This window comes from Candidatus Sericytochromatia bacterium (assembly GCA_035285325.1).
Taxonomy (GTDB): domain Bacteria; phylum Cyanobacteriota; class Sericytochromatia; order S15B-MN24; family JAQBPE01; genus JAYKJB01.
On sequence record JAYKJB010000001.1, the window covers coordinates 21,366 to 43,469 of the forward strand.

Genomic DNA, 22,104 nt, shown 5'->3' on the forward strand with positions numbered 1-22,104 from the left:
CCCGTGCGGGCCTTGCTGATCACGCGCGAATATCGACTGCTCTGGCCAACCGTGATGCTGGTCTTGCTGACGGCCTCGCTCTGGGTTCACCATCGGCGCCCGTTCAAGGAACTGGTGGCACATCACGCGACCTCGCTCTCGCATCTTTCCGCTGCCCAGCGACGGAACGTGGAAGTGGCGGCCGCCCAGCTGGATGGCTGGGTGGTGGGGCCAGGTGAGCGGATGTCCTTCAACGAGGTGGTCGGTCCTCGTACCCGCGAGCGGGGCTTCGTGGAGGCGAATGCCTTTCTCGAACGTCAGCGCACGCGCAGCATCGGTGGGGGCGTTTGCCTGCTGGCCTCAGGTGTGTATGCCGCGGTTCAGCAGACCCCCTGGCCGATTCTGAGACGGGTGGCCCATCCCGTTCGGGTGCAGGCGGTGCCGCCTGGCCGGGATGCCACGGTCTGGTACGGTCGGGCCGATCTGCTGGTGGAAAACAGCTTCAAGGAGCCGGTCAAGTTCCGGGTGGTGATCGCGCCGACCTCTTGCCGGGTGGAGCTCTGGGGCAAGGCCCATCCCGGACAGCAGGTCGGCCTGCGCTTCGCTTACGAGCCGGGGCGGCGTCGCGGGGAACAGCGCGTCAAGGTCTACCGGCAGTGGGGCTCGCAGATCAGCCTGCTCTCCAACGACCTCTATCGGGTGCGTTGACGCCGGGGGTCAGATCCAGACGCGCCCGAACCAGACGTGGCCGTGATAGAAGTCCCAGGAGACCGGCAGGGCCGACAGCAGCGGGTAGTAGTAGATGAACCAGCTGATGGCCACCCCCGCGAAGACGGTCACCGCGGCCCTGCGCCACGCCCGCTTGGGCGGAGAAGCCGGAGCGGCCTCCCCACCACTGGCGCTGCCCTCTCCATCCACGGGGCGTGCCTGCGCTTCCGCGTCCGTTTGGCCGTGCCAGAGCAGATAGCCCACGTAGGCCAGCGCCAGACAGGCAAACGGAATCGTTTCGAACATGTAGTGCATGTAGAGCAGCGGGCGGGGTTGAACGCCCCACATGACCCAGAGCCCGATGCCCAGCAGGGCGATCGCCCCCAAGGCGCGCACCCGGTCACGCCAGGCCAGGAAGGCGGCGTAACCCAGGGCCGGGATGCTGCTCCACCAGATGAAGGCATTGCCGATGGCCCAGACCGCCCCCAGACCGTTGAACCCGGTGTTTTTGAGGTCCTGGAAGTAATACCAGGTGGGGCGCAGCATCAGGGGCCAACTCCACCAGGGGGAGTTGTAGGGATGGGTCGCGTTGAGCTTGGCGTGGTAGTCCCACATTTCTTTTTGCCAGGCGACCACGCGCCCCCAGCCGTGGTTGGCATGGTCCCAGGACAGCAGTTTGAGCTGCCAGTCGGAGCCGGGCGCCTGCAAAATGTAAGGGATGTAAGAGAGCGCGTAGATGACCAGGGGCACCAGCCCCATGCTCACCACCACCAAGCCCACATACCGCAGCATGCCCAGCTTGCTCGCCCGCAGAAAGTCGCGCAGGCTCCCCACGAAGTCGGTGGACGGTTCGCTGACCCAGACCAGCCGGCGAACCCGCCAGGCGTGGTCGATCAGCAGCAGGCCAGTCAAGCCCCAGGCATAGAGGCTGGACCAGCGCGTGGCCAGGGCACAGCCCAGGCCGAAGCCGGTCAGCAGGAGCCAACGACCGTCATCCCGCTTGAGAAACTGCCAGGTACCGATGGTGCCGATCATGATGAACGCCACCTCGTAGATGTTGGTCATGGCCACGCGGCTCTGCACGAAGAAAACCCCGTCCAGGGCCAGCAAGACGGTGGCTGCGGCCGCGATGGTCCGGTTCGCGAACATGGCGCGCGCGAGGGCATAGGTCGCCATCAGGGCCACGCCACCAAACAGGACGCTGGTGAAACGCCAGGCAAAGGCCTGCTGCTCCGTGAACGTCTTGGCCTCCAGCTCCCAGCCGCCTCCCCAGGCCAGCACCCCCAGGGCGGCGATCAATTTGGCCAGGGGCGGATGCGTCCATTCGTAGGGTGAGACCCCCTTGATGTATTCCATGGCGGTCCGCGCGTGATACACCTCGTCGAAAATTTGCTCGTGGGGCGTACCCAGACGCCAGAACGCCAGACTGCAGAAGGCCACGGCGATGCCCAGGGGCAGCAGGAGGTCGGCCCAGGTCAGACCATGCTGCCGCACCTCTGCTCGCAGCGTCCGGAGGGCCTTGAAGAGCGGATGTTCCGCGATCTCCTGCACGATTTCCGATTTGACGAACAGGTAAGCGAGCAGTTCCCCGAACAGCCACACGTTGAACAGCGAGATGATCACCATGCCGGACAGTTTCAGATTGCCCAGCATCGGACCATTGTTCATGATCGCTTTGAGGCCTTCGACCCAGGAACTCTGATCGTTGTAAAAGAAGAAGATGTAAGAGATCGAGAGCATCGAGGTCAGCGAGAACAGCCAGTAAATCCAGCTCAGTCGCCGATTGAACGCCTGGGCCAGCGCCAGAAAGGCGATCGCCGGGAAGATATAGCGCTCGTGCATGCGGGTCGCCAGCATGTAGTAGCCCGTCAGGGCCACACTGGCACTCAGCACAAAGGGGAAGGCGATGGCGTGCTGCCGGTTTCGCCACAGATACCAGGCCACCAGGGCCAGGGTGAGGCTCACCAGGATCAATCCCCAGGTGCTGTGCGGCAGCATCAAGATCAGGCGATCGTCACCCTTCCAGGCCTCGTTGGGCGGTGGCAGCATCCAGAGATTGAACGCATTCACCGAACTGTAGGGGTAGTTGTCCCCGGTCTGCTTCATCAGGTTCGCGAACCAGAGGAACGGCGCGATGAACAGGGCGTGCAGGAAGCCCGTCACGCCGTGCGACAGATCCCATACCTTGGTCCAGTTGGCGGGCAGCAGCACCAACCAGGCGGTGGTGAGGCCCGCGGCGATCGCCAGCAACCACCGTTGCCAGCTGTGCCGATGCCACATCGCGAACACGACCACGGGGATCAAAAAGATGCCCTGAGGCTTGATGAAGACCGACGCACTGGCGGCGACGGCGGCCAGGGTGAGTCGGTCCGTCAGCACTGCCAGCGTGGTGAGCAGCATGGTGCACGTCACGACCGAGTCGACCTGGCCCCAGATGGCAGACACGAACAACACCACCGGATTGAAGAGATAGAACGCCGCCGTCCGGAAGGCCGAGCGGATCGCCACCCGACCCTTCAAGATGGAGAAGATCAGGTAGCCGTTCAGGACGTCCGCCAGGCAGGCGGGGACCTTGACCCACTGAACGGTCATCATCGGGTCGACCGAGAACAGCTTGCCGACCGCCGCCCAGGCCCAGGACCACCCCCACAGGAGGTACAGGAACAGGGGCGGGTAGTCACTCCAGGTGCTGTTGTAGAACTGGTGGGGGCCCACCTTGAACAGCGTGTCTCCCCAACTGCGGAAGGTGTTCACGTCCAGCGTGAACTGGTAGGGAAAGCGAATCAGGAACAGTCTCAGCAGCAGCGCTGCGATGAGCACGTACCAGAAAAGCCTGGTGTAATCTCTCCCACTGGATTCAGAGCCTGCCACGGAAGCGGTGACAGGCTCCTGCGCTGCGGCATCGGGAGGCAAGGGCTCAGAAGTCATAGGGGGTCACCGTCCGAGGGTCAAGCTGCGCGCTTGACTCCCATCATGCGCCAGACCGACAGCAACTGGCTGGCATTGAAGATGCTGGAGTAGGTGCCTGCGACGATGCCCAGCAACATGGCGAGCACGAACCAGCGCACCGTCTCGCCACCAAACAGCAGCATGGCCAGCAGGGTCAGACAGACCGTCAACGAGGTGTTGATCGAGCGCGCGAGCGTCTGTTTGATGCTGCGATTGGCCACGTCATCGAAGGTGTCGCGCTTGCCCGCCGTCCGCATGTTCTCGCGGATGCGGTCATAGATGATGATCGTGTCGTGCACGGAGAAGCCCACCACCGTGAGGACCGCCGTCACGAACAGGCTGTCGACCTCTACGTGGAGGAAAATGCCCAGAATGGCAAAGACCCCCAGGATGAACACCACGTCGTGGAGCAAGGCCGCGATGGCACACATGGCGAAGTCAAACTGATAGCGGAAAGACACATATCCAATGATGCCGAGCAGGGTCAACGCCACGGCGGACATGGAATTCAGCAGCAGCTCCTTGCCGATGGTGGGTCCGACGGTTTCGAAGCGGTCGGCCTTGAAGGCCCCCATTTCTTTTTGCACGGCATCCAAGAGCTGCTGGCGCTGTTCGGTCGACATGGCCTTGGTGCGAATCAGGGCCGTCTTGTTGTCGGCGATTTGCACCTGCGAGTCCGGATGGCCCGCTTTGGACACCAGCGATTTGACTTCCTGCGCCGTCACCGTTTTCTCGAACGTGAGCTGGGCCAGGGTGCCCCCGGTGAAATCGATGCCGAGGCGCAACGGGCTCCCGAAGGCCATCAAGCAGTACAGGATGGCCGCGATGCCCGGCACCAGCAACAAAGCCGATATGCCGAACCAGAGCGGCTTTTTGTTCATGTAATTGAAGTCGGAGTCTTCGAACCGCATCGCCATTGTGCCATCAACCTCGAATTGGGCCAGCGCCCATCAACGGATCTTGGAGGGGACCGCCACACCAAACAACTTGGGGCTCTTGAAAAAGCGACTTTCAAGCAGCCAGTGCAGCAGATTGCGGGAGGCCGTGATGGCGGTGAACATCGAGATGATGACGCCGATGGCAAGCGTGAGTGCAAACCCCTTGACCAACCCTGTACCGAAATAGAAAAGCACTGCGCACGAGAGGAGCGTCATGAAGTTGGAGTCGAAGATGGCTGAAAATGCCCGCTTGAAGCCAATTTCCACGGCGGCGTAAATGGTCCGTCCGTTGCGCAGTTCCTCTTTGGTGCGCTCAAAGATCAAGATGTTCGCATCCACGGCCATCCCGACGGACAGAATGAAGCCGGCAATGCCGGGAACCGTCAGGGTGATGGGAATCATCTTGAAGATCGCCAGCACGATGAAGCCGTAAATGATCAAGGCCGCATTGGCCACCAGGCCGGGAATCCGGTAGTAGCCCATCATGAAGGCCAGCACCAGGAGGTAGCCGATCGCCCCCGCAATGATGCTGGCGCGGACCGACTCCGCCCCCAGACTGGCGTCGACGGAGCGGTTCTCAATGACTTCCAGCGGCACGGGCAGGCTGCCGGCACGCAGGACAATCATCAACTCGTTGGCTTCCTTGACGTCGAAATTGCCGGTGATCTGCACATTCCCCGTCGTGAGTTCCGACTGCACCACCGGCGCGGACATCAGCTTGTCGTCAAGGAAGATGGCCATCGGCTTGCCCAGCAACTTGCGGGACACGTCCGCCACCACGGTCGCTCCGTCTGAGTTGAAATCCGCCGTGACGGCCCAGGAAGACCCCATGGGTTCCACGCGGGCCGAGGTGATCATGCGGCCCTCGACGCCCGTGAGGACCCAGTCCTCCTCTTTGTTCTTGAGCGGGTCGGGCTTGCCGGAGGGGGTCTTGGAGAGCACCGTCTTCGGTTGCAAGGACTTCGGAGCGGGCTTTCCCTCCGGGAAGTCTGCTTTGCGAGCGCGGAAGGTCAATACGGCGGTCTTGCCGAGGATGCGCAGGGCTTCGTCCTTGTCCTTGATGCCCGGCATGTCCACGATGATCTGGTCTTCGCCCTTCGGCTGGATCAGGGGTTCCGCCACCCCAAGGCCGTCGACGCGGGCCCGCACGACCGCGATCGCGGCGTTCATCACCTGCGGGGTGATGGCCTTGACGTCATGGGTGGGCTTGGCCTGCAAGACGAGGTGCATGCCGCCCTGGATATCCAGGCCCAGCTTGAACTCGAAAGGCCACTTGGCGTCCTGCTTGGAAACCACATAGGCTGAGCCGATGGCGAGAAGGAAGATAATGCCCAGAAGCAGTTTGCGGACGTCCACCTGACCGATTCCTCCCGGCCGCGACAGCGACCGCATTTAAAATGTGGCCCGCAGTATACCTTATTCCGGCCTGCCTGATAAAGCATCTTTGCGCCCGCGGGGTGCAGGGCCTCGTCCGCGCGAGGTATGATGCCGCAGGGGCCTGGCGCCCGTGCTCTTGTCTCTTTCCCCTGGTGGATGTTTGGGAATGTTACGCCTGCTGCAACTGCTTCTGTTCACGACCTTGCTCGCCTGCAGCGCTTTCGTGGCCGTGAAGATTCCATTTCTGACCTGGGGACCTCCTCGGCATCTGTCTTCGGCGGACGGCCTCTACGAATTGCGCGGCCTGGTGTTCGGCTCCCACGTGATCACCGCGCAGCTTCCCCTCCTGTGGCTGACGGCAGCCTGGTTGGGACCCCGGCGAGGCGCGGTGGCGGCGATGCTTTATCTGGGGATAGGCCTGGGCGGTTTGCCGGTGTTCTCGCTTGGCGGTGGCCTGGACTACGTCACTCAGGCCACCTTTGGCTATCTCCTGGCTTTCCTGCCGGCGGTGGTGGTGGCGGGGCAACTGGCGGTTCAGCCGAGATTCGGCGCGATCTGGTCGGGCTTTTTCAAGGCCTTGCTCATCGTTCAGGCCGTGGGCTTTGTTTTTCAGTTCCTGCGGGAGGGGGTGCTGGGCACTCCCTCCCTGTGGCTTCCGTTCTTCTATGACCAGGTGATTCAGTTCCTGCCCGGGCAGGTGGCCCTGTTGACCGCCCTGGCTGCTGCAGTCCTGGCCCTTCGCAAGTTCACTTATGTGGCGCTGGGCTTGCTCGATGGCGGCGCTGGTGAACCCTCCGCTGCTTTGCCATCCTCTGCCCAGGCCTGACCCTGATGGCCCCGGTTCGCTCAGACCGGTTGGTCGGGCAGAAGATGACTTCCGGTGGCCCCAGGGGCTCAGCCGCCCAGCTTCTTGATCATCGCGGCCTTGGTCCGCTGGTCGATGAACGGGTGGGCGCCAGGCGTTCCATCCGCCATCACGTAGTCTTCCGTGAGCTGATTCTCGCGCTTGAACTTGAGGACGGCCTCCACGGTAGCCGCGTCAAACACTCCGGTGAGCGGGACGGCATAGCCGAAGGAGGCGAGCACCTGCTGCAGTTCATTGATCACGTCCCGCCCATCGTTCAGTCCCGGGCCCACCGCTTGCGTGTCTGCCTCCAGCGCTGCCGCTGACGCCACGAACTTGGCGACATTGGCCTTGGTGGCCAGCAGGCCGGCTTCCTGGGCCACCTTGGTTTCTTCAGCGCTGAGCGTGTCACCGGCTTGGGGTGGGCTTGCGGGGGTTGTGCCCACCGGAGCAGACGGCTGAGAGGGCAGCGAGGGCGGATTCACGGGCGCTGGTGCTGGCTGTACTGGAGCCGGCTGAATCGGGGCCACGGGCGGAGGCAGGGGAGCGGCTGGGGGGAGCGCCGGAGGCAGGGGCGCCGCAGGCGGCACGGCCGGTGCCACGGGCAGAGTCGCCGCCGGGGGCGGGGCGACAGGCGCGACAGGGAGGGGCAATGGGGCCGGCGGGAGGGCGGCGACCGGCACGCCGGGAGTGGTCGGCATCCCGGGGTTGGCCGGCGCACTGGGGGAGCCCGTCAGCAAGGCGAGCATCCTGGCCTTGGTCCGCGCGTCGACGAAGGGGGTGGTGCCGGCTTGTCCACTCGAAAATACAAAGGCTTCCGTCAGGCCGACCGACGCTTTCCAGCGCATCACCGCGTCGGCGGTGGCCGCGTCGAATTGCCCGGTGGTGGGAACGGCATAGCCGAAGTGCGCCAGGACCTGCTGCAACTCAGCCACGGCATCCCCCTGGGCGTGTCCCGGTCCAATCACCCCCGGCTCCGACTGAGCGCGGGCGAGGGCCTCACGGAACAGGCGCACATTGTCGGGGCTGGCCAGCAAGCCGAACTGCTGGGCCAGGACCGCATCCTGGCTGGGTAGGTTACTCGGCTGCGTCGGCACCGGGGCCGAAGGCGAACCGGCGGCACCAAACAACCGCTTGAAGAAGTTGACGATGCCGCTGACGAGGTTCTCGACGAACTGCGCGAATCCCCCGCCCTGGGCAGGCGCCGTCGAATAGGCCACGGGCCCTTGCTGGAACGTCATGGGGGCGGCCGGCGCCACACGCGGATAGCCCGCCTGGGGCATGGCGGGGGGCAGGCCGACGGGACGCACAGGATTGTACATGGTGACGACTCCGGTCAGGGGGGGACATCGCATGTATCCGCATCCGTCCGCCAAACTCGGTTAAGTGTCATCTAACTTTGAACGAAGCAGGTGTTAAATTTTCCCTGCCAGACGACCTCGGATGAAGGGAGCTCATTCGCGAGCGGTTCTAGCCACGGGGTTTGCGTGGCCGAATGGGGCGCCCGAAACGCCGGGTATTCTCCTCGATGGCGAGCAGCACGCGTCCGAGCTGCGTGGCGAATGCGAGCAAGATGCTCACGCCAATCATCACCCCGCTCCAGAACAGGGCATCCGTGGCCCGCGCGAGTTCGGCCCCGTTTTTCGTCGCGTAGTAGGCCAGTGCGGCATAAACCAGGCCAGCGCTCGTTCCGAGCAGCGCCAGGGCATTCAATCCCGTGATCAGCAGGCGCAGCAGCCAGAATCGCGTCCGGGCCGGGTTGGTGTCGTCCTGGTCAGCGCGGCTGGCACCGGGGCTCATCCTTCCCCTCCTCGCCTGGACGAGGGGAAGCTGATGGGACGCGCTCCCACGTCAAGCCCGCACATCCAGGTTGGGCGCCCTGGCCGGCCACTCGTCCTCGACGAGCATGGTGTAAGCCAACGTGAAGAATGCCACCGTGACCATGTAGGCCATTACCCCGATCAACGTGAAGGCCGGATGGAGCGTGGCGATCATCAATCGGGCGCCCAACCAGGCAACCCCATGCAACAGGCCGATCGCCAGCACCTGAGTGAAGCGTCTCAGGGTCAAGCCACAGCTGCCGAGCCAGGCGGCCGGCCAACTCAAGCCCTTGAGCACCACCATCGGCTGCCAGAACAGCAGCAGCACGTGCAGGACCGCCACGCTGACAAACCAGAGGGCAAAGAGGTTCATCCAGCCCACCACCCAGGCTGGAATGCGGCTCGGGTCCAGCGCGGCTTGCTGGGCCGCGGGAGGCAGTTCCAGCAGAGGCTTGAACCAGGCGAGCAGCCTTTCCCATCCATAAGTGTGTTCCCCGTACCAGAACAGCATGGCCGCCCAGGCCAGAACCAGCCCCCACTGGGCCAGCGTTCCGACCAGCAGGGTCAGCCAGCGCGCGTTGATGCCGTCCAGGAAGTCGGTCCAGCTCGGGTTCCCCTCCCGCACGGCACGCCCCATCAGGGCGTACCAGCCTGCGCCGAGCAAGACGGCACTCAAGGCGGCACTCAGGGCCGCGAGCGCCTGGGTCGGGCTGCCGCCGCGCAAACTCAGTGGCAACACGGCATCCTGCAGCAGGATGATGGCAAAGGCCGGCATCCACAAAACAGGGTGAGTGGTCAAGATCCGGCGAGTGTCGTGGAGGATTTCGGACGTGCTGCGCATAGGGCCTCGTCAGGATACCATTCACGCGCCGCTTGCCGCGTGTCGGAAGGTCACAACCGGGTTGCGGTATGCTGACGTGGTGAAGGCAGCCGCGCCAGGGGCCTCGCGACGTCAATGGCGTGGAGGTCCTTCCGGCGGATGGGGGTCGATTGGCCCCTGGTGCAAGGGGTTTTTGAGGGAGCGGCCCCCACGCCCGACGCCAATCGACGCATGGCGGTACAATCGCAGGGCTGCTCACCCGGTCGTCACGGCGGCTGGCGTGGGTGTCCATTTCAGAATCATGGGGAGAACAACTCAGCGTGCTCAAACCCGGTTTCCTCGATTTCCTGCTGCTCCTGGCCATTTTTGTGCTCACCGCGAAAGGTTACATCACGGGAACCTTCCGAAGCGTCGTGACCCTGGTGGCCTTGGGGGCCGCCATGGTGATGTCCGGGGTCATGCCGCTTCTGCTGGCTCAGCCGATGCATTACCTGATCCGCTACGGCTCGCCCAACCATGAACTGCTGAACCGGCTGGTGCTGGCCCTGGTGATGTTCGTGGCCTTCCAAGGGGTGGGCTTCGTGGTGACGGGGCTGATCGAGAACATCGGCTTGGGCGTGTACGACAAGCTGTTGGGCGCCTTGCTGGGGGTGGTCGCGGGCCTTCTCACGGCCACTTTTCCGGCTGTGGCCATCTATCAAGCGAAGGGCGCCTACGCCCACACCCCCAACCGGATTTACTTTCGCGAGTCCGTGGTGATTCGGGCTGTGCACCCCTGGGCCAAACGGCTTGCCAGCAACTCGGCGCTGCCCCGGCGCTGAAAATGTGACATAACTCGCTGACGCCACGCTTGAAGCCGCCGTAGAATGCCGCACGAAGACGCATTGCGCCTTGTCCGCTGGGGGTCTGGCACGCGAAGGGTCAAGTGCAGACGACAGCGGGGGTGTGCGAAAGGTGGGTGGGGTATGGACGTCGGTGCAATCACCATCGAGCGCAAGACCGATCTGGGGCACTGCGGCACGGTGGCCTTCCGCATCGGTTCGCGGGCGGGCTTCGTGCTGTTCATCGCCACGTGTCAGTCCCAGGGCCGGATGACCATCGAGTTTCTTCCCGGTCTGGCGGCGCATCATGCTGACATTGCGGCGCACCACGATGCACTCTCGGATGCAGTGGCCCGTCATCTGTTCGACAATTTGAGCCGCAAGTCCTTGTTCGCTCGCCGGGCATCGGACGCGGGCATTTACCTGCCTCCGATGGGGCCCAGTCCCGAGGGCTGGTACGAACGCTGACGGAGTGCCACGCCCTGCTCGGTTGCGCTTGACGCTCGAGCGCCTCGACGGCCGGTGGCAGCGTCTCGCCTCACCGTGAGGCCTTGGGGCCATCATTTCTATCCGTCTGATCTGGCGGCACAGGCGCCTGGCCTGCGGCCCTTTCCTGGTCCGACCTGCTTGCGCAGGTCGGACTTGATTTTGGGCGTTCGAGCGGCCTGGCGAGACCGTTGACGGCCACCGCAGGGTTCGGGGAAACTGGCCATATTCATCCTATTTTCGTCATACTTTAACCTGCTCATAGGCAAGTCGAGCCGACCCTTCTGCGATAAATCCCGTGTGGCACTTAACAGCGCGTTAAAAATCTCCGAGAGGGTGTTCGCTATGTCCAAGACGTCCGCCAGTTTGCAACTCGTTGCCCTGCTCCTGTTGAGCGGGACGATGACGGGTTGCGGCCGTTATCAGGACGTACCGGCCCTTCCAGCCTACGGGGGCGACGGCCTGCTGTCGCCGGTCGGGGGACCCTACAACCGTCTCCCCACCGGGACCGTCACGGGGCGCATTATGGACGAACGGACCAAGATGGGCATCCCGGATGTGATCGTCGAGGTCCAGAACGTGCAACCGGCCGTGATGGCGCGGACCGACTCCTCGGGCAACTTTGTCCTGCAAAACGTGCCCCAGGGCAAGCAGATTGTCGTGGTCAACCGCCCTGACTACGTGTACCTCGCCACCCAGGGATCGATCATTGCGGACGTCGTCCCGAATACCACCGTCAACCTCCCCACGATCCAGCTGAGCCCGGCCATCGCAGCGGCCTCGAATGCGTTTCTGACGGCCATTGGCGGCTTGGTCGAACCCTACGGGTTGGCCCTCGATAACAACCGAAACGCCCTCTACGCGGTGGACCGGATCGGGTACGGAACGCCGCTCGACCGTCGCTGCGAGGTCAAGAAGTACAACCTGAACGGGGGCTTCGTGAAGCGCTTCGGCGGCCAGAAGTTCAACCTCAGTCGGGGCAATGAGACCGGCCGGGCCTTTGACGTGTTCAATCACCTGTCCTGGTCCTACGGGGTCGACGTGGATGCCGGTGGCAACGTCTACGTGGCGGAGACCAACCGGGACCGCATCGTCAAGTTCAGTTCGGATGGCGATTACATCACCAAGTTTGGTGAGAACGTGAAGAACAACTTCGACGTGGCGGTTCTGAACTCCGGGCAGATTGGCGTCAGTTCCTCGGGCACCAGCAAGGTGGTCCTGTTCGACGTCAACCTGACGGCGGCCTCGCGAGACTTTGCTGGAACGGCTGATAACGCGGCCATCAATGGCGGATTCCGCGGGATGGCGGTCGACAACGCCAATTTCATCTATGTCCTCGACAACTCGGCGGGCCCCGGGGCGGCCGTGAAGAAGTTCGATGCCCGCAGCAACAAGCCGGTCTTGCAGTTCGCGACCAATTCGGGTTCCGGTCCCAGCCAGTTCCGGGGGGCCACTGACCTGGCCATCGACAACCGGAACGGCGACGTGTACGTGGTGGACTCGGGCAACAACCGGGTGCAACGCTTCGACCGGGATGGGCGCTTCGTCTCCGAGTTCGGCTCGGCCGGGCGTGGCAACGGACAGTTTGACCGTCCCTACGGGATCGCGATCGACAAGGACGGCTACATCTTCATCTCGGATTCCGGCAACAAGCGAATCCAGAAGTTCGCTCCCGGCCGACTCTTCAATCAGGCCAACTCGCTCAACAACGTGTTCTATCCGACCAAGTAGTTCGGGACGCCCGAGACGCTCGCCCTGGCCCTTCGGTGGGTCAGGGCGTTTTGTTGTGGCGCTTGCCTTGACGCGTGGGTACGCTTCGGTCAGAATCCAGCCCAGTCGATGCTTCGGCGCGTTGGCGCTGATGGGCGACGCGCAGGGGCTGCCCGGAGCCCTCCGAGGCGGCGAGAGGGAGGATGTCCCACCATGGCACGCAACGTGAAGTGCGCCCTCGTTCAGGCGGCTTGCGACATCGCAAGCGACCGCGCCATCGACGAGATCAAGCGTCACATGGTCGACAAGCACGTGGGCTTTGTGGAGCAGGCGGCCACCCAAGGGGTGCAGGTGCTGTGCTTCCAGGAAATATTCTACGGCCCGTACTTCTGCGCCGAGCAGAACACGCGCTGGTACGGTTCCGCTGAACGGGCCGATGGCCCGACCATCCAGCGCTTCAGAGAACTGGCGGAACGTTATCGGATGGTGCTGGTGGTCCCTTACTACGAAGAAGTGGGAACGGGAACCTACTACAACACGGCGGCCGTGATTGATGCGGATGGGGCCGTCTTGGGCCAATATCGCAAGCAGCACATTCCCCACACGCACCCAGGCTTCTGGGAGAAGTTTTACTTCAAACCCGGCAATCTGGGCTATCCCGTCTTCAAAACCCGCTACGCGGACGTCGGCGTGTACATCTGCTACGACCGCCATTTCCCGGAGGGGGCTCGCTTGCTGGGCCTGAACGGGGCGGAGATCGTGTTCAACCCCTCCGCTACGGTGGCAGGTCTGTCCGAATACCTCTGGAAACTGGAGCAACCCGCCCACGCCGTGGCCAACGGCTATTTCGTGGGCGCCATCAATCGGGTTGGCACGGAAGCTCCCTGGAACATCGGGGAATTTTACGGGCAAAGTTATTTTGTCGACCCGCGCGGTCAATTTCTGGCGACGGCCTCGCGGGACCGTGACGAACTGCTGGTGGCGGACTTGAATCTTGATGACATCAAGGCGACACGCCACACCTGGCAGTTCTATCGCGACCGCCGTCCCGAAACCTATCAGGACTTGTCGGCGCTGCTTCCTTGAGCGTGCGTCCGGGGGCAGCGCTGGTGGGGGCCGACCCGAGGGGGCTTCCTCTGGGGCCGTCGCGCGGGTGACATTCCCCCTGGAATGCCCTCAGGGCGCACGTTCGCCCGGGTGAGGAGGGCTGTCCGCCCTGGGGCCCTGTGCTAGGATATCCCTCGGAGGGAAACCTTCGCCAAACAGCCGGGGCCAGGCGTCGCGACCCCGCTGGGATGGGATTCCTGGAGGCGTCATTGTGGCCGCCTCTGCTTGCTCGGGGCCCTGGCTGCGTCGCTGCTTCACCATCGGCCTCGCTGGTCAAAAAGGAGCTGCCGTGAGCGAACCATTGACCCCTGCCGAACTGCTGGCCAAGCGCCAACAGTACATGGCCCCCACGCTGGCCCACTACTACGAGCGCCCCATGAACCTGGTGAGGGGCGAAATGCAGCACCTGTTCGACTCGGACGGGCGACGTTACCTCGACTTTTTTGCCGGCATCTGCACCGTCAGCGTCGGTCATTCCAACCCGCAGGTCAACCAGCGCGTCATCGACCAGATCGGACGTTTGCAGCATACCAGCACGGTGTTCCTGACCGAGCCCATGGTGAACCTGGCCGAACGGCTGGCGCAGATCACGCCCGGCCGCCTCCAGATGAGCATCATGACCAACAGCGGCACCGAGGCCAACGAGACGGCCGTCTTGCTTGCCAAGCGCTTTACCGGGCGAAATGAAATCGTGGCCCTGAAGCACGCCTATCACGGGCGGTCCTGGTTGGCTGCCAGCCTGACGGCGATCGCCTCCTATCGGGTCGATCCGGTGCCCGTGCCAGGCATCAGCTTCGCGGAGAACCCGTACTGTTACCGCTGCCCCTACGGCAAGGTGCCCAGCGCCTGCGCGCTGGAATGCGCCAAAGATGTCGAAAATGTCATCAAGACGCAAACGACCGGGGCTCCTGCCACCTTCGTGGCGGAAACCATGCAGGGCGTGGGTGGCATCATTACCCCGCCGCCGGACTATTTCAAGGTGGTGCGCGAGATCACGCAGCGCCACGGCATGGTCTTCCACATCGATGAGGTGCAGGCGGGCTTCGGGCGAACCGGCCGCTGGTTCGGCATTGAGCACTATGGCGTCGAACCGGACATCATCACCATGGCCAAGGGCATGGGCAACGGCTTCGCCATCGGAGGCTGCATCACGACGCCTGAGATTGCGGAGAGCCTGAAGGCTGGAACCATCAACACCTTCGGTGGAAATCCGATTTCCGCGACGGCCAGCCTGGCCACCATCGATTACATCGAACAGGCGCATCTGATGGCTCAGGCGCGGGAGTTGGGCGATTACCTCCTGGATGCCTTGCGGGGCCTCCAGGAGGAGTTCCCCTTGATCGGAGACGTGCGAGGGAAGGGGTTGATGTTGGGGGTCGAACTGGTGGAAGACCCTCGCAGCAAGCTCCCGGCCCTGGTCGAGACCAAGCGCGTGCTGGAACTGATGAAGGATGATGGCGTGATCGTGGGCCGAGGCGGCCTCCACGGCAACGTCTTGCGCTTGCAGCCCCCGATGGTGATCACGCGGGGAGATTGCGATCGCCTGGTCACCAGCATGCGCCGGGCGATCGCGACCGTGAGCGAGCAACTGGCGAGTAAAACCGGCTGAGCCTGGCGCTCAGCGGACTCGGCCCATCAGTTGCTCCGCCGCACTCCGAAGACCTTGAGCATCGCGTTTGGGGCGTTCGACCGGGACTCCCAGAAACGAATCATCCTCGACGGCGATGCGATCGAGCATCTCGGCCAGCATGAACAGCGTGGGGACCCACAAACCGATGAACTGACCGGTGTGGCGCGGGCTGCCCCCGTCATCCTTGCGCCCGGCCAGGAACGTCAGTGCGGACAGCGCCATGGCCCCGACCCCGGCGCCCAGGGCCACGTAACTGGCTTGCTTCAAGGTGTTGCTTTGCATCTGGCTCCTCCTTCACCTCAACGCCGCTTCGGCGTCCCCCCAATCCTGGGTGACGCCCCTCGATGCGCCAACAGGCAATCCTGAGCCACTGTCAGCCCTGCGACGCGCGGACGCCTGCGGCCCGCTCCGGCGTGGTTCGAGGCTGGCGTGATGCGACAACTGGTTCGCCGGGACGTGGAGACGGACCGGGAGCAGGCTGTCTTCGCCCTCAAGGCAGGCGCAAGCCGAAGCTCAGCGGCGCCATCGGACCCGACGGGTCCATGGTGAAAGTGGCCAGGCAGGCGGGCGTCGCTGCCTCGCAGTCATCGACCGGGTGACCTGCTGCGTCGACGGCGGTCACCAGCACCTCGTATTCCCGGTCGCGTTTCAGGTGACTGAGTTCGATCACCGTGCCCAGATTGCCTCCCGAGACTTCAAGCTGGTCCAGCAGCGCGCCCTGGTGACGCAAGGCCACGGTGGCCGTGGCGACCGCGCTCGCGTCGCCCGTGACCACGATGGTCCCGGAAGCGACGCCGGGGAATACCCGGTCGGCCAGTCTCACGCCGAAGGTCAACGTGCCCGTGGCGTCCACCTGGCCCGTGCTGAACTCGCTGACGCATTCGGGGCCCTGGTTATCGATGCGAGCCCCCGAACCATCGAATGCCTTCAAACGAACGCGATAATCGGTGTGCTGTTTGAGGTTGGTGATGACGATCGGGGTCGCGGGGTCCAGGTTGAACTGGGTGTCGAGCAACGTGGCTTCCGACTGGTCCGCTCGCCAGATGCTGGCTTCGAGATGGTCCACGTCCGTGGCGGTGTAGGGGACGTAGGCCATCAAACGGCGCGGGGCGCCCGCGCTGGGCGAGAGATGGGCCACCCCTTGCACGCTGACGCCGGCCGATCGGGCCGAGGTAGCGGCCGGGGGCAGCACGCTGCAGGCCAGTCCCAGTAGGGCCCAGGCCGTCATGGCCGTGGCCCTCAAGTCGGGGAAGCGGGAGGTGGGCATCGGTTTCATTCCGGCACGCCGGTCAGTTGCCCAACTGTTCCGGGCTTGAGGTGTCCACGATCACGCCAGGCGTGATGGCTGCGGTGCCCTCGCGTTCACCGGCAAAGGTCTGGTTGCGCAGACGCAGGTTGAAACTCATGCCGTCCCGGAAATCCTCCAACCCCGTCGAGAATTGGGTGATGCAGGCGGTGCTTTCGTCGTCAAAGCGCGCGCCTTGCGCCAGCACACGCCCCTCTGGATGGGTTTCGTTCCGGCCGATATAGGCGACCAGGCGCACCCGATAGGTTTTTTCCTTTTTGAGGTTTTCGATCACGATGGGCGCATCCGGACCCGTGACGCTGCCCAAGAAAGCCGTTGCCACCGAGTTCTCATCGGAATCCAGGTCGCCCGAACCATTGCTTTGCCAGATGATCACGTCCATGGTGGCGATATCGCTGGCGACATAGGGTGTCATGGTATACGTCTGCGCCTGGGCCAGCCGATAGCCGGTGGCCCCAGCCGTCACGCGGGCTTTGCCTGTGACCTTGACTGGCCCCTCCCCGCGCAGGCTGGCCGAACCGAGCGGCAGGACGCACCCCCCTGCGAACAGCAGGGCCAGGAGCCAGAGGAAGGCGCGGAATGGGGGGTGGGGTCTCGTCATCGGGAACCTCCTCCGTCGGGAAGGCGGGATTCACAACCGGGGGAAGAAGGTGGCAAGGGTCTCGAACTCCAGTGTATCGTCGATTTCGCCCTGAGTGATATGGGCCGTGCCACTGGCGATGCCCAAAAATACCTGGTCGCTCAGCTTGAGTTGAAAGGTGACCTCGCGGGTGGTGGCATAGCTGCCCCCGCTCGGCAGGGTGTCGAAGCGAACGGTCGAGCTGGCATCGTCCGACATCGGCAGCAAGCCCCCCGGCTGCTCCGGGTCGGGCTTGGAGGCCCGCAGCAGCGCCTCGTAGGTCTGGTCCTTCTGCAGCCGATACAGGGTCAAATCCCGGCGGCTTCCAGGCAGCACCGCCAGCAAGCTCCCGGGCGGGGGATCGCCGAGGCGCCGCAGAAAGACGTGGATCTCGCCGGCCAGCAGGGCGGCCTCATCGTTACGGCTGCGCAGGGTCTGCAGACGAAATCCCCGTGCCAGTGGGGCCCTCGTCGCGGTGAGCGCAATGCGACCCTTCGCGACCAGGCCCGGTTCGCTCGTGACAGCCGGGGCCTGGTCGCAGGCGGTGAGCAGCCATCCGGCGAAAACGACGAATCCTGCCGTGACGATGTGGGAGGCACGCGCGTTCACGGCGTCACACCCTCACTGGCTGTCGGATTGCGCAAGGAACCATCCTGAATGGCCAGAGTGGCGGAGGCAAAGCTTTCACTGCCCGGAATGAAGCCAGGAGCCGGCTCCGGAGACGCGAGGGCTCCCGTCGGCCCGCTGGGGGGCGCGGAGGAGGGGAGGGGCTCCTCGCTGAGGGCCTCGAGCGTCAACACGCCATCGATGGCCTGGCCGTTCGCGTCCACGTAGCTGAAGTTTCCATCCTCTGACAGGTTGAAGGTTCCCAGGGGAAAGGCCTCCGGCGACAATGGCGCCAATCCAGCTTCCCGGGAAACCTGGGGGACGAAAGGGTCGGTTTGCCGGTTGAAGGTTCGCACCACGAGGTTCGTCAGGTCATTCACCGCGGTCAGCAGATCCAACGACACCAAGGGCGCCACCAAGGTTTCCCGCGTTCGCGCCCGTCCCTGGGTGTCGACATTGCGCACGAGTCGTTCGGCCAGCATCGGATTGGCGCCCAGGCCAACTTCTAGCTGGTCAACGAGAAGCCGGGTGGCGTCCAGACTTTGCGCCACGGCGACATCCCGCTGGGTGTCCGGCAGACGGAACTGCAGTTGCAGAGGGCCCTCCAAGACCTGAGCCAGCAGCGTGCTGGCTGGCGTCAGGCGCACGGGGGCAGCAAGGGGCCATTGGGCCAGCTGGAAACGGGCGTTCCTCGTCGCCACATCGCTGCTCAGCGACTGGCCTCGTCCATCACAGAGGGTCACATAGGCGCGCCCCTCCCCCACGGCCATCAGTTTGAACACCTGATGGGGGGAGCGTGTCAGCAATTCCAGACTGAAGCGGCCCTGGTCGTCGGTGAACCACGTCGTGGTCTCCATCGCCATCACAGGCACCACGCGTTCGGTGGCGAGATCGAACGCCTGTAACTGAGCCCCTCGCACGGCTTGCCCCTGGTGGAGCACCTGGCCTTGCAATCGCAGCCGTTGCAGGCCTTGCGTGGCATCAAGCGGGAACGAGCGGGGCTCCGGCGAGCCGGGACCGACAGGGTGACAGGCTCCACAGGCCCAGGATGCGGCCACCACCACGCTTCGGCGGGCCAACTCGTTCCAGTGAACGGCTAGGCTTCCCGCGCGCCTCATCGGGGCCATTCCCATTGGCGCAGGGTCTCTGCGGCAGGCGGATCGTCGAAACGGCCCCAGGTGATGGCCAGGCTTCCCGTGGCCTGCGCCACAAAGGAGCGTTCCGCCAGGACGACCCGGATGCCCCCCAGGGCATCCAGGTCGGTCACACTGTCGGGGGGGCCAGCGATGAAGTCGGTGATGCTGGACGCGTCGACCTGAGCCTCCACCAATTCGGTGCTTCGGCTCGCGTCCCAAGCCTGGTAGGCCTTGGCGAGGACGCGATAGGGAGCCTGGGGGGTCAAGCCGTCGACCCAGATGGGCCGGTCGAATTGCCCGGGCTCCAGCACGCCGAGCAGCACATCCGGTTGCGTGGGCTTGTCGCGCCGACGGACGTACAGTTCAAGGTGATGGAGAAATGCTTTCGAGAAGGGCCGGAGGGACTCGGGAACCTGCTGGAGAGGATAGCGCGGGCCAGCCGAGGGCCAGGCCAATCGGCCTTGCGCCCGGGCCAAAGCCGGGGCCGCCGCGCTGTCGGGTGGGCTGCAAGCAACCAGCGGCGTGATCAGGGTCAGGGCCAGAAAGTAAGAGGTGGGACGCATCGATGAAGAGACCCGAAGCGAGAGGGAAGCACTGGCTCTCTCATTCCTTGTACCCGCCAGCCACCGCCACGTCAGCCTCAGGCCTTGTTTTCCCTCAACCGGGTGTTGCGGGGCCGCGCCGGAGGGGATGGGGCGGTTATAATGCGCATATGACGCAATGGACTCAACGTGTGGCGGGATGGCTGGCGCTGGCCAGTCTCGTCGCTTGCGACCACCTGCCTCCCCCCGCCGGGGTGGCGCCGGGCGGTTCCAGCTCGCCCGTGCCCCACGCGGGGGTGGGCCCCACCGAGGGCCCACCTGGGGTTCCGGTGCTGTTCAACTCGGTCCCCTGGGTCGTGACCCCTCCGCCGGTGATCACGGGCCCCGTGCTGGTTGGGGGCAATCCCACCTCCGGTGGTGCGCCGATCGCGCGGACGCCGCCCCCGGCATCGACGCCCTCGCCCAGTCCCAGTCCCACGCCCACCCCCACGCCGGAGCCCCAAGTCCTGGAATTCGATGCCTTTCTGGTGCGCGTGCCGCATCCCTGGCGGGTCGCCCTCAAGCAAACCGAGCCGATTGCCCTGCAACTGGTGCCCGGTGCTGGGGTCGGTGGCCTGCGCGTGGCCGTCGAGGAGGCGGGCGATACGCGCCTGGAAAGCCGTCAAGCGGAGGCCCGCGGGCTGGCCGGGGATGGCTATCTCGCCCAGGCGGCGCTGACGCTCGATGAGGTGCGTGGTTTTCAGATCAACAGCAATCGCGACGGCGCCGAGGGCAAGCGTTACGTGATCGAACGGGGCTTCATCTATCGGAGTCGTTACTGGCGCATCGTCAGTGAATGGGACAAACGCACCCCTGAGGCTGGGGCCATCGAGCGGGACGTCACAGCCATCTTGAAAACCTGGCGCTGGCTCTGAAAGCGGTCGCTCAGACCACCGGGGCAGGGTGATCGCGGCTAGTCGGTCTTGAAGGCATCGCGATGGCCTCTCGCTGGCGCTGTCACCCTGGGCTTGCGTTACACTGGGGCAGAGGGAAACACGATGGCGCTCTTGCACGACGCGTTCGACCGTCGGATCGACTATCTCCGCATTTCGGTGACGGACCGCTGCAACATGCGCTGCCAGTATTGCATGCCGGCCGAGGGGATGGCGTTTGCCCCTCGCGAGGAGCTGCTCAGCTTCGATGAGATCGTGGCCTTTGTCCGCGAAGTGGCCGTTCCCCTCGGCATCACCAAGCTGCGTCTGACCGGTGGTGAACCCCTGGTGCGCCCGGGCCTGCCCGGCCTGGCGGCACGCCTGGCGGCACTGCCGGAGATTCGTGATCTGGCCTTGACCACCAATGGTGCGCTGCTGACGACGCTGGCGCGTGACTTGCAGGTGGCGGGCGTGACGCGCCTCAACATTTCGCTGGATACGCTGCGCCCGGAGCGTTTCCGGGAGATGACCAGGGGGGGAGACTTCCAGCGCGTCTGGGAAGGTCTGGAAACGTCGGAGCGTCTGGGTTTCGCGCCCCTCAAGCTGAATTGTGTGGTGATGCGGGGCTTCAATGAAGACGAACTGGTCGACTTCGTGGCGTTGACCTTGCAGCGCCCCTGGCACGTGCGTTTCATCGAGTTCATGCCGGTCGGAGACTACGCCCGATTCCAGCACCTCGGCTACGTCTCTTCCGCTGACATGCAAGCTCGCATCGCTGAGCGGCATCGCCTGGAGCCCCTCGCTCAGCGCGATTTTGCCGGCAATGGCCCGGCTCGGTACTGGCAGGTACAGGGTGCCCTGGGGAGCGTGGGGTTCATCAGCCAGATGAGTCACGATTTCTGCGCGTCGTGTAACCGGGTTCGCCTGACCGCGGATGGTCGTTTTCGACACTGCCTGCTGTCGGACCACGAACTCGACCTGCGCGCCCTGCTCCGCTCCGGGGGGGCCTGGGCCGATATCCGGGAGGCGATCGCCCTGGACCTGCAGCGCAAACCGCAGCGTCACTTCGATGGCCAGGGGATTTCAGGGCGCGGGCGTACCATGTCCCAGATCGGTGGGTAGGTTCCTGCTGGAGGCCATTCGCCGCGGGGATTTCCGTGAGACGGCGGCTGGCCTGAAGGGTCGGACGAGCTAGCAGAAACGCCGGGCGGCCTTGACTGCCCGCGATTCAGGGTGGAGGTCAGGATGTCAGGCTTTACCCACTTGAACGCCGAGGGGCGCCCCCGCATGGTGGATGTCACGGGCAAGCCGTCGACCTCGCGCATGGCGATCGCGCGCGGCTCGGTGCGCATGGCCCCGGCGACCTTGAATGCCATTCGGGAGGGGACCATCTCCAAAGGGGACGTGCTCGCGACCGCTCAACTGGCGGGCATCATGGCTGCCAAGCGCACCGGGGACTGGATTCCGCTGTGTCATCCCTTGGCGCTGGCCGGTGCTGACTTGCACTTTCGTCTCAATGAGGCCCTGGCCCAGGTGGAGATCGAGGCACGCGTGCAGGCGCAGGGGCCCACGGGTGTCGAGATGGAGGCGCTCACGGCCGTATCAGCTGCCGCGTTGACGATCTACGACATGGCCAAGGGACTTGATCCGGGCATGGTGATCGGACCGGCCTGGCTGGCCGCCAAAGAGGGTGGGAAACGCGGAAGTTTCAGACACTTCAGGGCTCAGGTGGTGGCCCTGGCTGAGCCAGCTGGGGAGGTAAGGGTCCTGTCTCTGGCGCGCGAGGCGCAGGTTC

General features: G+C 64.4%; 21 protein-coding genes and 1 pseudogene. 10 read left to right on the plus strand and 12 right to left on the minus strand.

What is annotated here, in order from left to right:
* Positions 1-3: 3 nt before the first annotated feature.
* A complete protein-coding gene (locus VKP62_00080; GenBank protein ID MEB3195577.1) occupies positions 4-687 on the plus strand; it encodes a VanW family protein in 684 nt (227 codons plus the stop codon).
* Between the two features lie 9 nt (positions 688-696).
* Here VKP62_00080 and VKP62_00085 read toward each other — a convergent pair whose 3' ends face one another.
* Genes VKP62_00085 through secD form a run of 3 tightly spaced genes read right to left on the minus strand, consistent with a single transcriptional unit; the run spans position 697 to position 5,930 of the window.
* Positions 697-3,615, minus strand: a complete 2,919-nt coding sequence (locus tag VKP62_00085) for a phospholipid carrier-dependent glycosyltransferase (GenBank protein ID MEB3195578.1) — start codon at positions 3,613-3,615, stop codon at positions 697-699.
* Positions 3,616-3,635: 20 nt separating this feature from the next.
* Entirely contained in the window at positions 3,636-4,547 is a 912-nt protein-coding gene (gene secF, locus VKP62_00090; protein ID MEB3195579.1) for a protein translocase subunit SecF, read from the minus strand.
* A 39-nt stretch (positions 4,548-4,586) separates the two neighbouring features.
* Positions 4,587-5,930, minus strand: coding sequence for a protein translocase subunit SecD (gene secD / locus VKP62_00095; protein ID MEB3195580.1), 1,344 nt, complete (start codon positions 5,928-5,930; stop codon positions 4,587-4,589).
* A gap of 187 nt (positions 5,931-6,117) precedes the next feature.
* Between secD and VKP62_00100 the strand changes: the two genes are divergently transcribed.
* A complete protein-coding gene (locus tag VKP62_00100; protein ID MEB3195581.1) occupies positions 6,118-6,777 on the plus strand; it encodes a biotin transporter BioY in 660 nt (219 codons plus the stop codon).
* Positions 6,778-6,845: 68 nt separating this feature from the next.
* On the opposite strand, the gene VKP62_00105 is transcribed toward VKP62_00100, so the two are convergent.
* The 3 genes from VKP62_00105 to VKP62_00115 all read right to left on the minus strand — a co-directional run bounded on the left by VKP62_00105 (position 6,846) and on the right by VKP62_00115 (position 9,456).
* Entirely contained in the window at positions 6,846-8,150 is a 1,305-nt protein-coding gene (locus VKP62_00105; protein MEB3195582.1) for a peptidoglycan-binding domain-containing protein, read from the minus strand.
* A gap of 115 nt (positions 8,151-8,265) precedes the next feature.
* A complete protein-coding gene (locus VKP62_00110) occupies positions 8,266-8,595 on the minus strand; it encodes a hypothetical protein (GenBank protein MEB3195583.1) in 330 nt (109 codons plus the stop codon).
* A 51-nt stretch (positions 8,596-8,646) separates the two neighbouring features.
* On the minus strand, positions 8,647-9,456 hold the full coding sequence (locus VKP62_00115; protein MEB3195584.1) for a hypothetical protein: 810 nt from the start codon (positions 9,454-9,456) through the stop codon (positions 8,647-8,649).
* Between the two features lie 299 nt (positions 9,457-9,755).
* Between VKP62_00115 and VKP62_00120 the strand changes: the two genes are divergently transcribed.
* From VKP62_00120 to VKP62_00140, 5 genes are all read left to right on the plus strand, one after another.
* Positions 9,756-10,256, plus strand: coding sequence for a CvpA family protein (locus tag VKP62_00120; GenBank protein MEB3195585.1), 501 nt, complete (start codon positions 9,756-9,758; stop codon positions 10,254-10,256).
* A gap of 144 nt (positions 10,257-10,400) precedes the next feature.
* A complete protein-coding gene (locus tag VKP62_00125) occupies positions 10,401-10,724 on the plus strand; it encodes a hypothetical protein (GenBank protein MEB3195586.1) in 324 nt (107 codons plus the stop codon).
* A gap of 363 nt (positions 10,725-11,087) precedes the next feature.
* Positions 11,088-12,473, plus strand: a complete 1,386-nt coding sequence (locus VKP62_00130) for a 6-bladed beta-propeller (protein ID MEB3195587.1) — start codon at positions 11,088-11,090, stop codon at positions 12,471-12,473.
* A gap of 192 nt (positions 12,474-12,665) precedes the next feature.
* Complete coding sequence (locus tag VKP62_00135; protein MEB3195588.1) at positions 12,666-13,538, plus strand: nitrilase-related carbon-nitrogen hydrolase; 873 nt, start codon at positions 12,666-12,668, stop codon at positions 13,536-13,538.
* Positions 13,539-13,848: 310 nt separating this feature from the next.
* Entirely contained in the window at positions 13,849-15,168 is a 1,320-nt protein-coding gene (locus tag VKP62_00140) for an aspartate aminotransferase family protein (protein MEB3195589.1), read from the plus strand.
* Positions 15,169-15,177: 9 nt separating this feature from the next.
* Here the strand turns inward: VKP62_00140 and VKP62_00145 are convergent, their stop codons facing one another.
* The 6 genes from VKP62_00145 to VKP62_00170 form a co-directional block, all read right to left on the minus strand.
* The gene (locus VKP62_00145; protein ID MEB3195590.1) at positions 15,178-15,471 is read right to left on the minus strand and encodes a hypothetical protein; all 294 of its coding nucleotides are present in this window, start codon (positions 15,469-15,471) and stop codon (positions 15,178-15,180) included.
* Positions 15,472-15,679: 208 nt separating this feature from the next.
* Positions 15,680-16,456: a hypothetical protein gene (locus tag VKP62_00150; GenBank protein MEB3195591.1), complete on the minus strand. Its 777-nt coding sequence runs from the start codon at positions 16,454-16,456 to the stop codon at positions 15,680-15,682.
* A 22-nt stretch (positions 16,457-16,478) separates the two neighbouring features.
* The gene (locus tag VKP62_00155; protein MEB3195592.1) at positions 16,479-17,096 is read right to left on the minus strand and encodes a hypothetical protein; all 618 of its coding nucleotides are present in this window, start codon (positions 17,094-17,096) and stop codon (positions 16,479-16,481) included.
* A 30-nt stretch (positions 17,097-17,126) separates the two neighbouring features.
* A complete protein-coding gene (locus tag VKP62_00160; GenBank protein ID MEB3195593.1) occupies positions 17,127-17,723 on the minus strand; it encodes a hypothetical protein in 597 nt (198 codons plus the stop codon).
* Positions 17,720-18,838: a hypothetical protein gene (locus VKP62_00165; protein MEB3195594.1), complete on the minus strand. Its 1,119-nt coding sequence runs from the start codon at positions 18,836-18,838 to the stop codon at positions 17,720-17,722. The genes VKP62_00160 and VKP62_00165 overlap by 4 nt, the downstream gene beginning before the upstream one ends.
* Positions 18,835-19,419 carry a hypothetical protein gene (locus VKP62_00170; protein ID MEB3195595.1) on the minus strand — a complete coding sequence of 195 codons (585 nt, stop codon included), beginning with the start codon at positions 19,417-19,419 and terminating at the stop codon, positions 18,835-18,837. The genes VKP62_00165 and VKP62_00170 overlap by 4 nt, the downstream gene beginning before the upstream one ends.
* Before the next feature lie 149 nt (positions 19,420-19,568).
* On the opposite strand from VKP62_00170, the gene VKP62_00175 reads away from it, so the two are divergent.
* The 3 genes and pseudogenes from VKP62_00175 (at position 19,569) to moaC (ending at position 22,022) form a co-directional block, all read left to right on the plus strand.
* On the plus strand, positions 19,569-20,312 hold the full coding sequence (locus VKP62_00175; GenBank protein ID MEB3195596.1) for a hypothetical protein: 744 nt from the start codon (positions 19,569-19,571) through the stop codon (positions 20,310-20,312).
* 123 nt (positions 20,313-20,435) lie between these two features.
* Positions 20,436-21,431 carry a GTP 3',8-cyclase MoaA gene (gene moaA / locus VKP62_00180; protein MEB3195597.1) on the plus strand — a complete coding sequence of 332 codons (996 nt, stop codon included), beginning with the start codon at positions 20,436-20,438 and terminating at the stop codon, positions 21,429-21,431.
* 123 nt (positions 21,432-21,554) lie between these two features.
* A pseudogene (gene moaC / locus VKP62_00185) lies at positions 21,555-22,022 on the plus strand (cyclic pyranopterin monophosphate synthase MoaC).
* Positions 22,023-22,104: the final 82 nt, after the last annotated feature.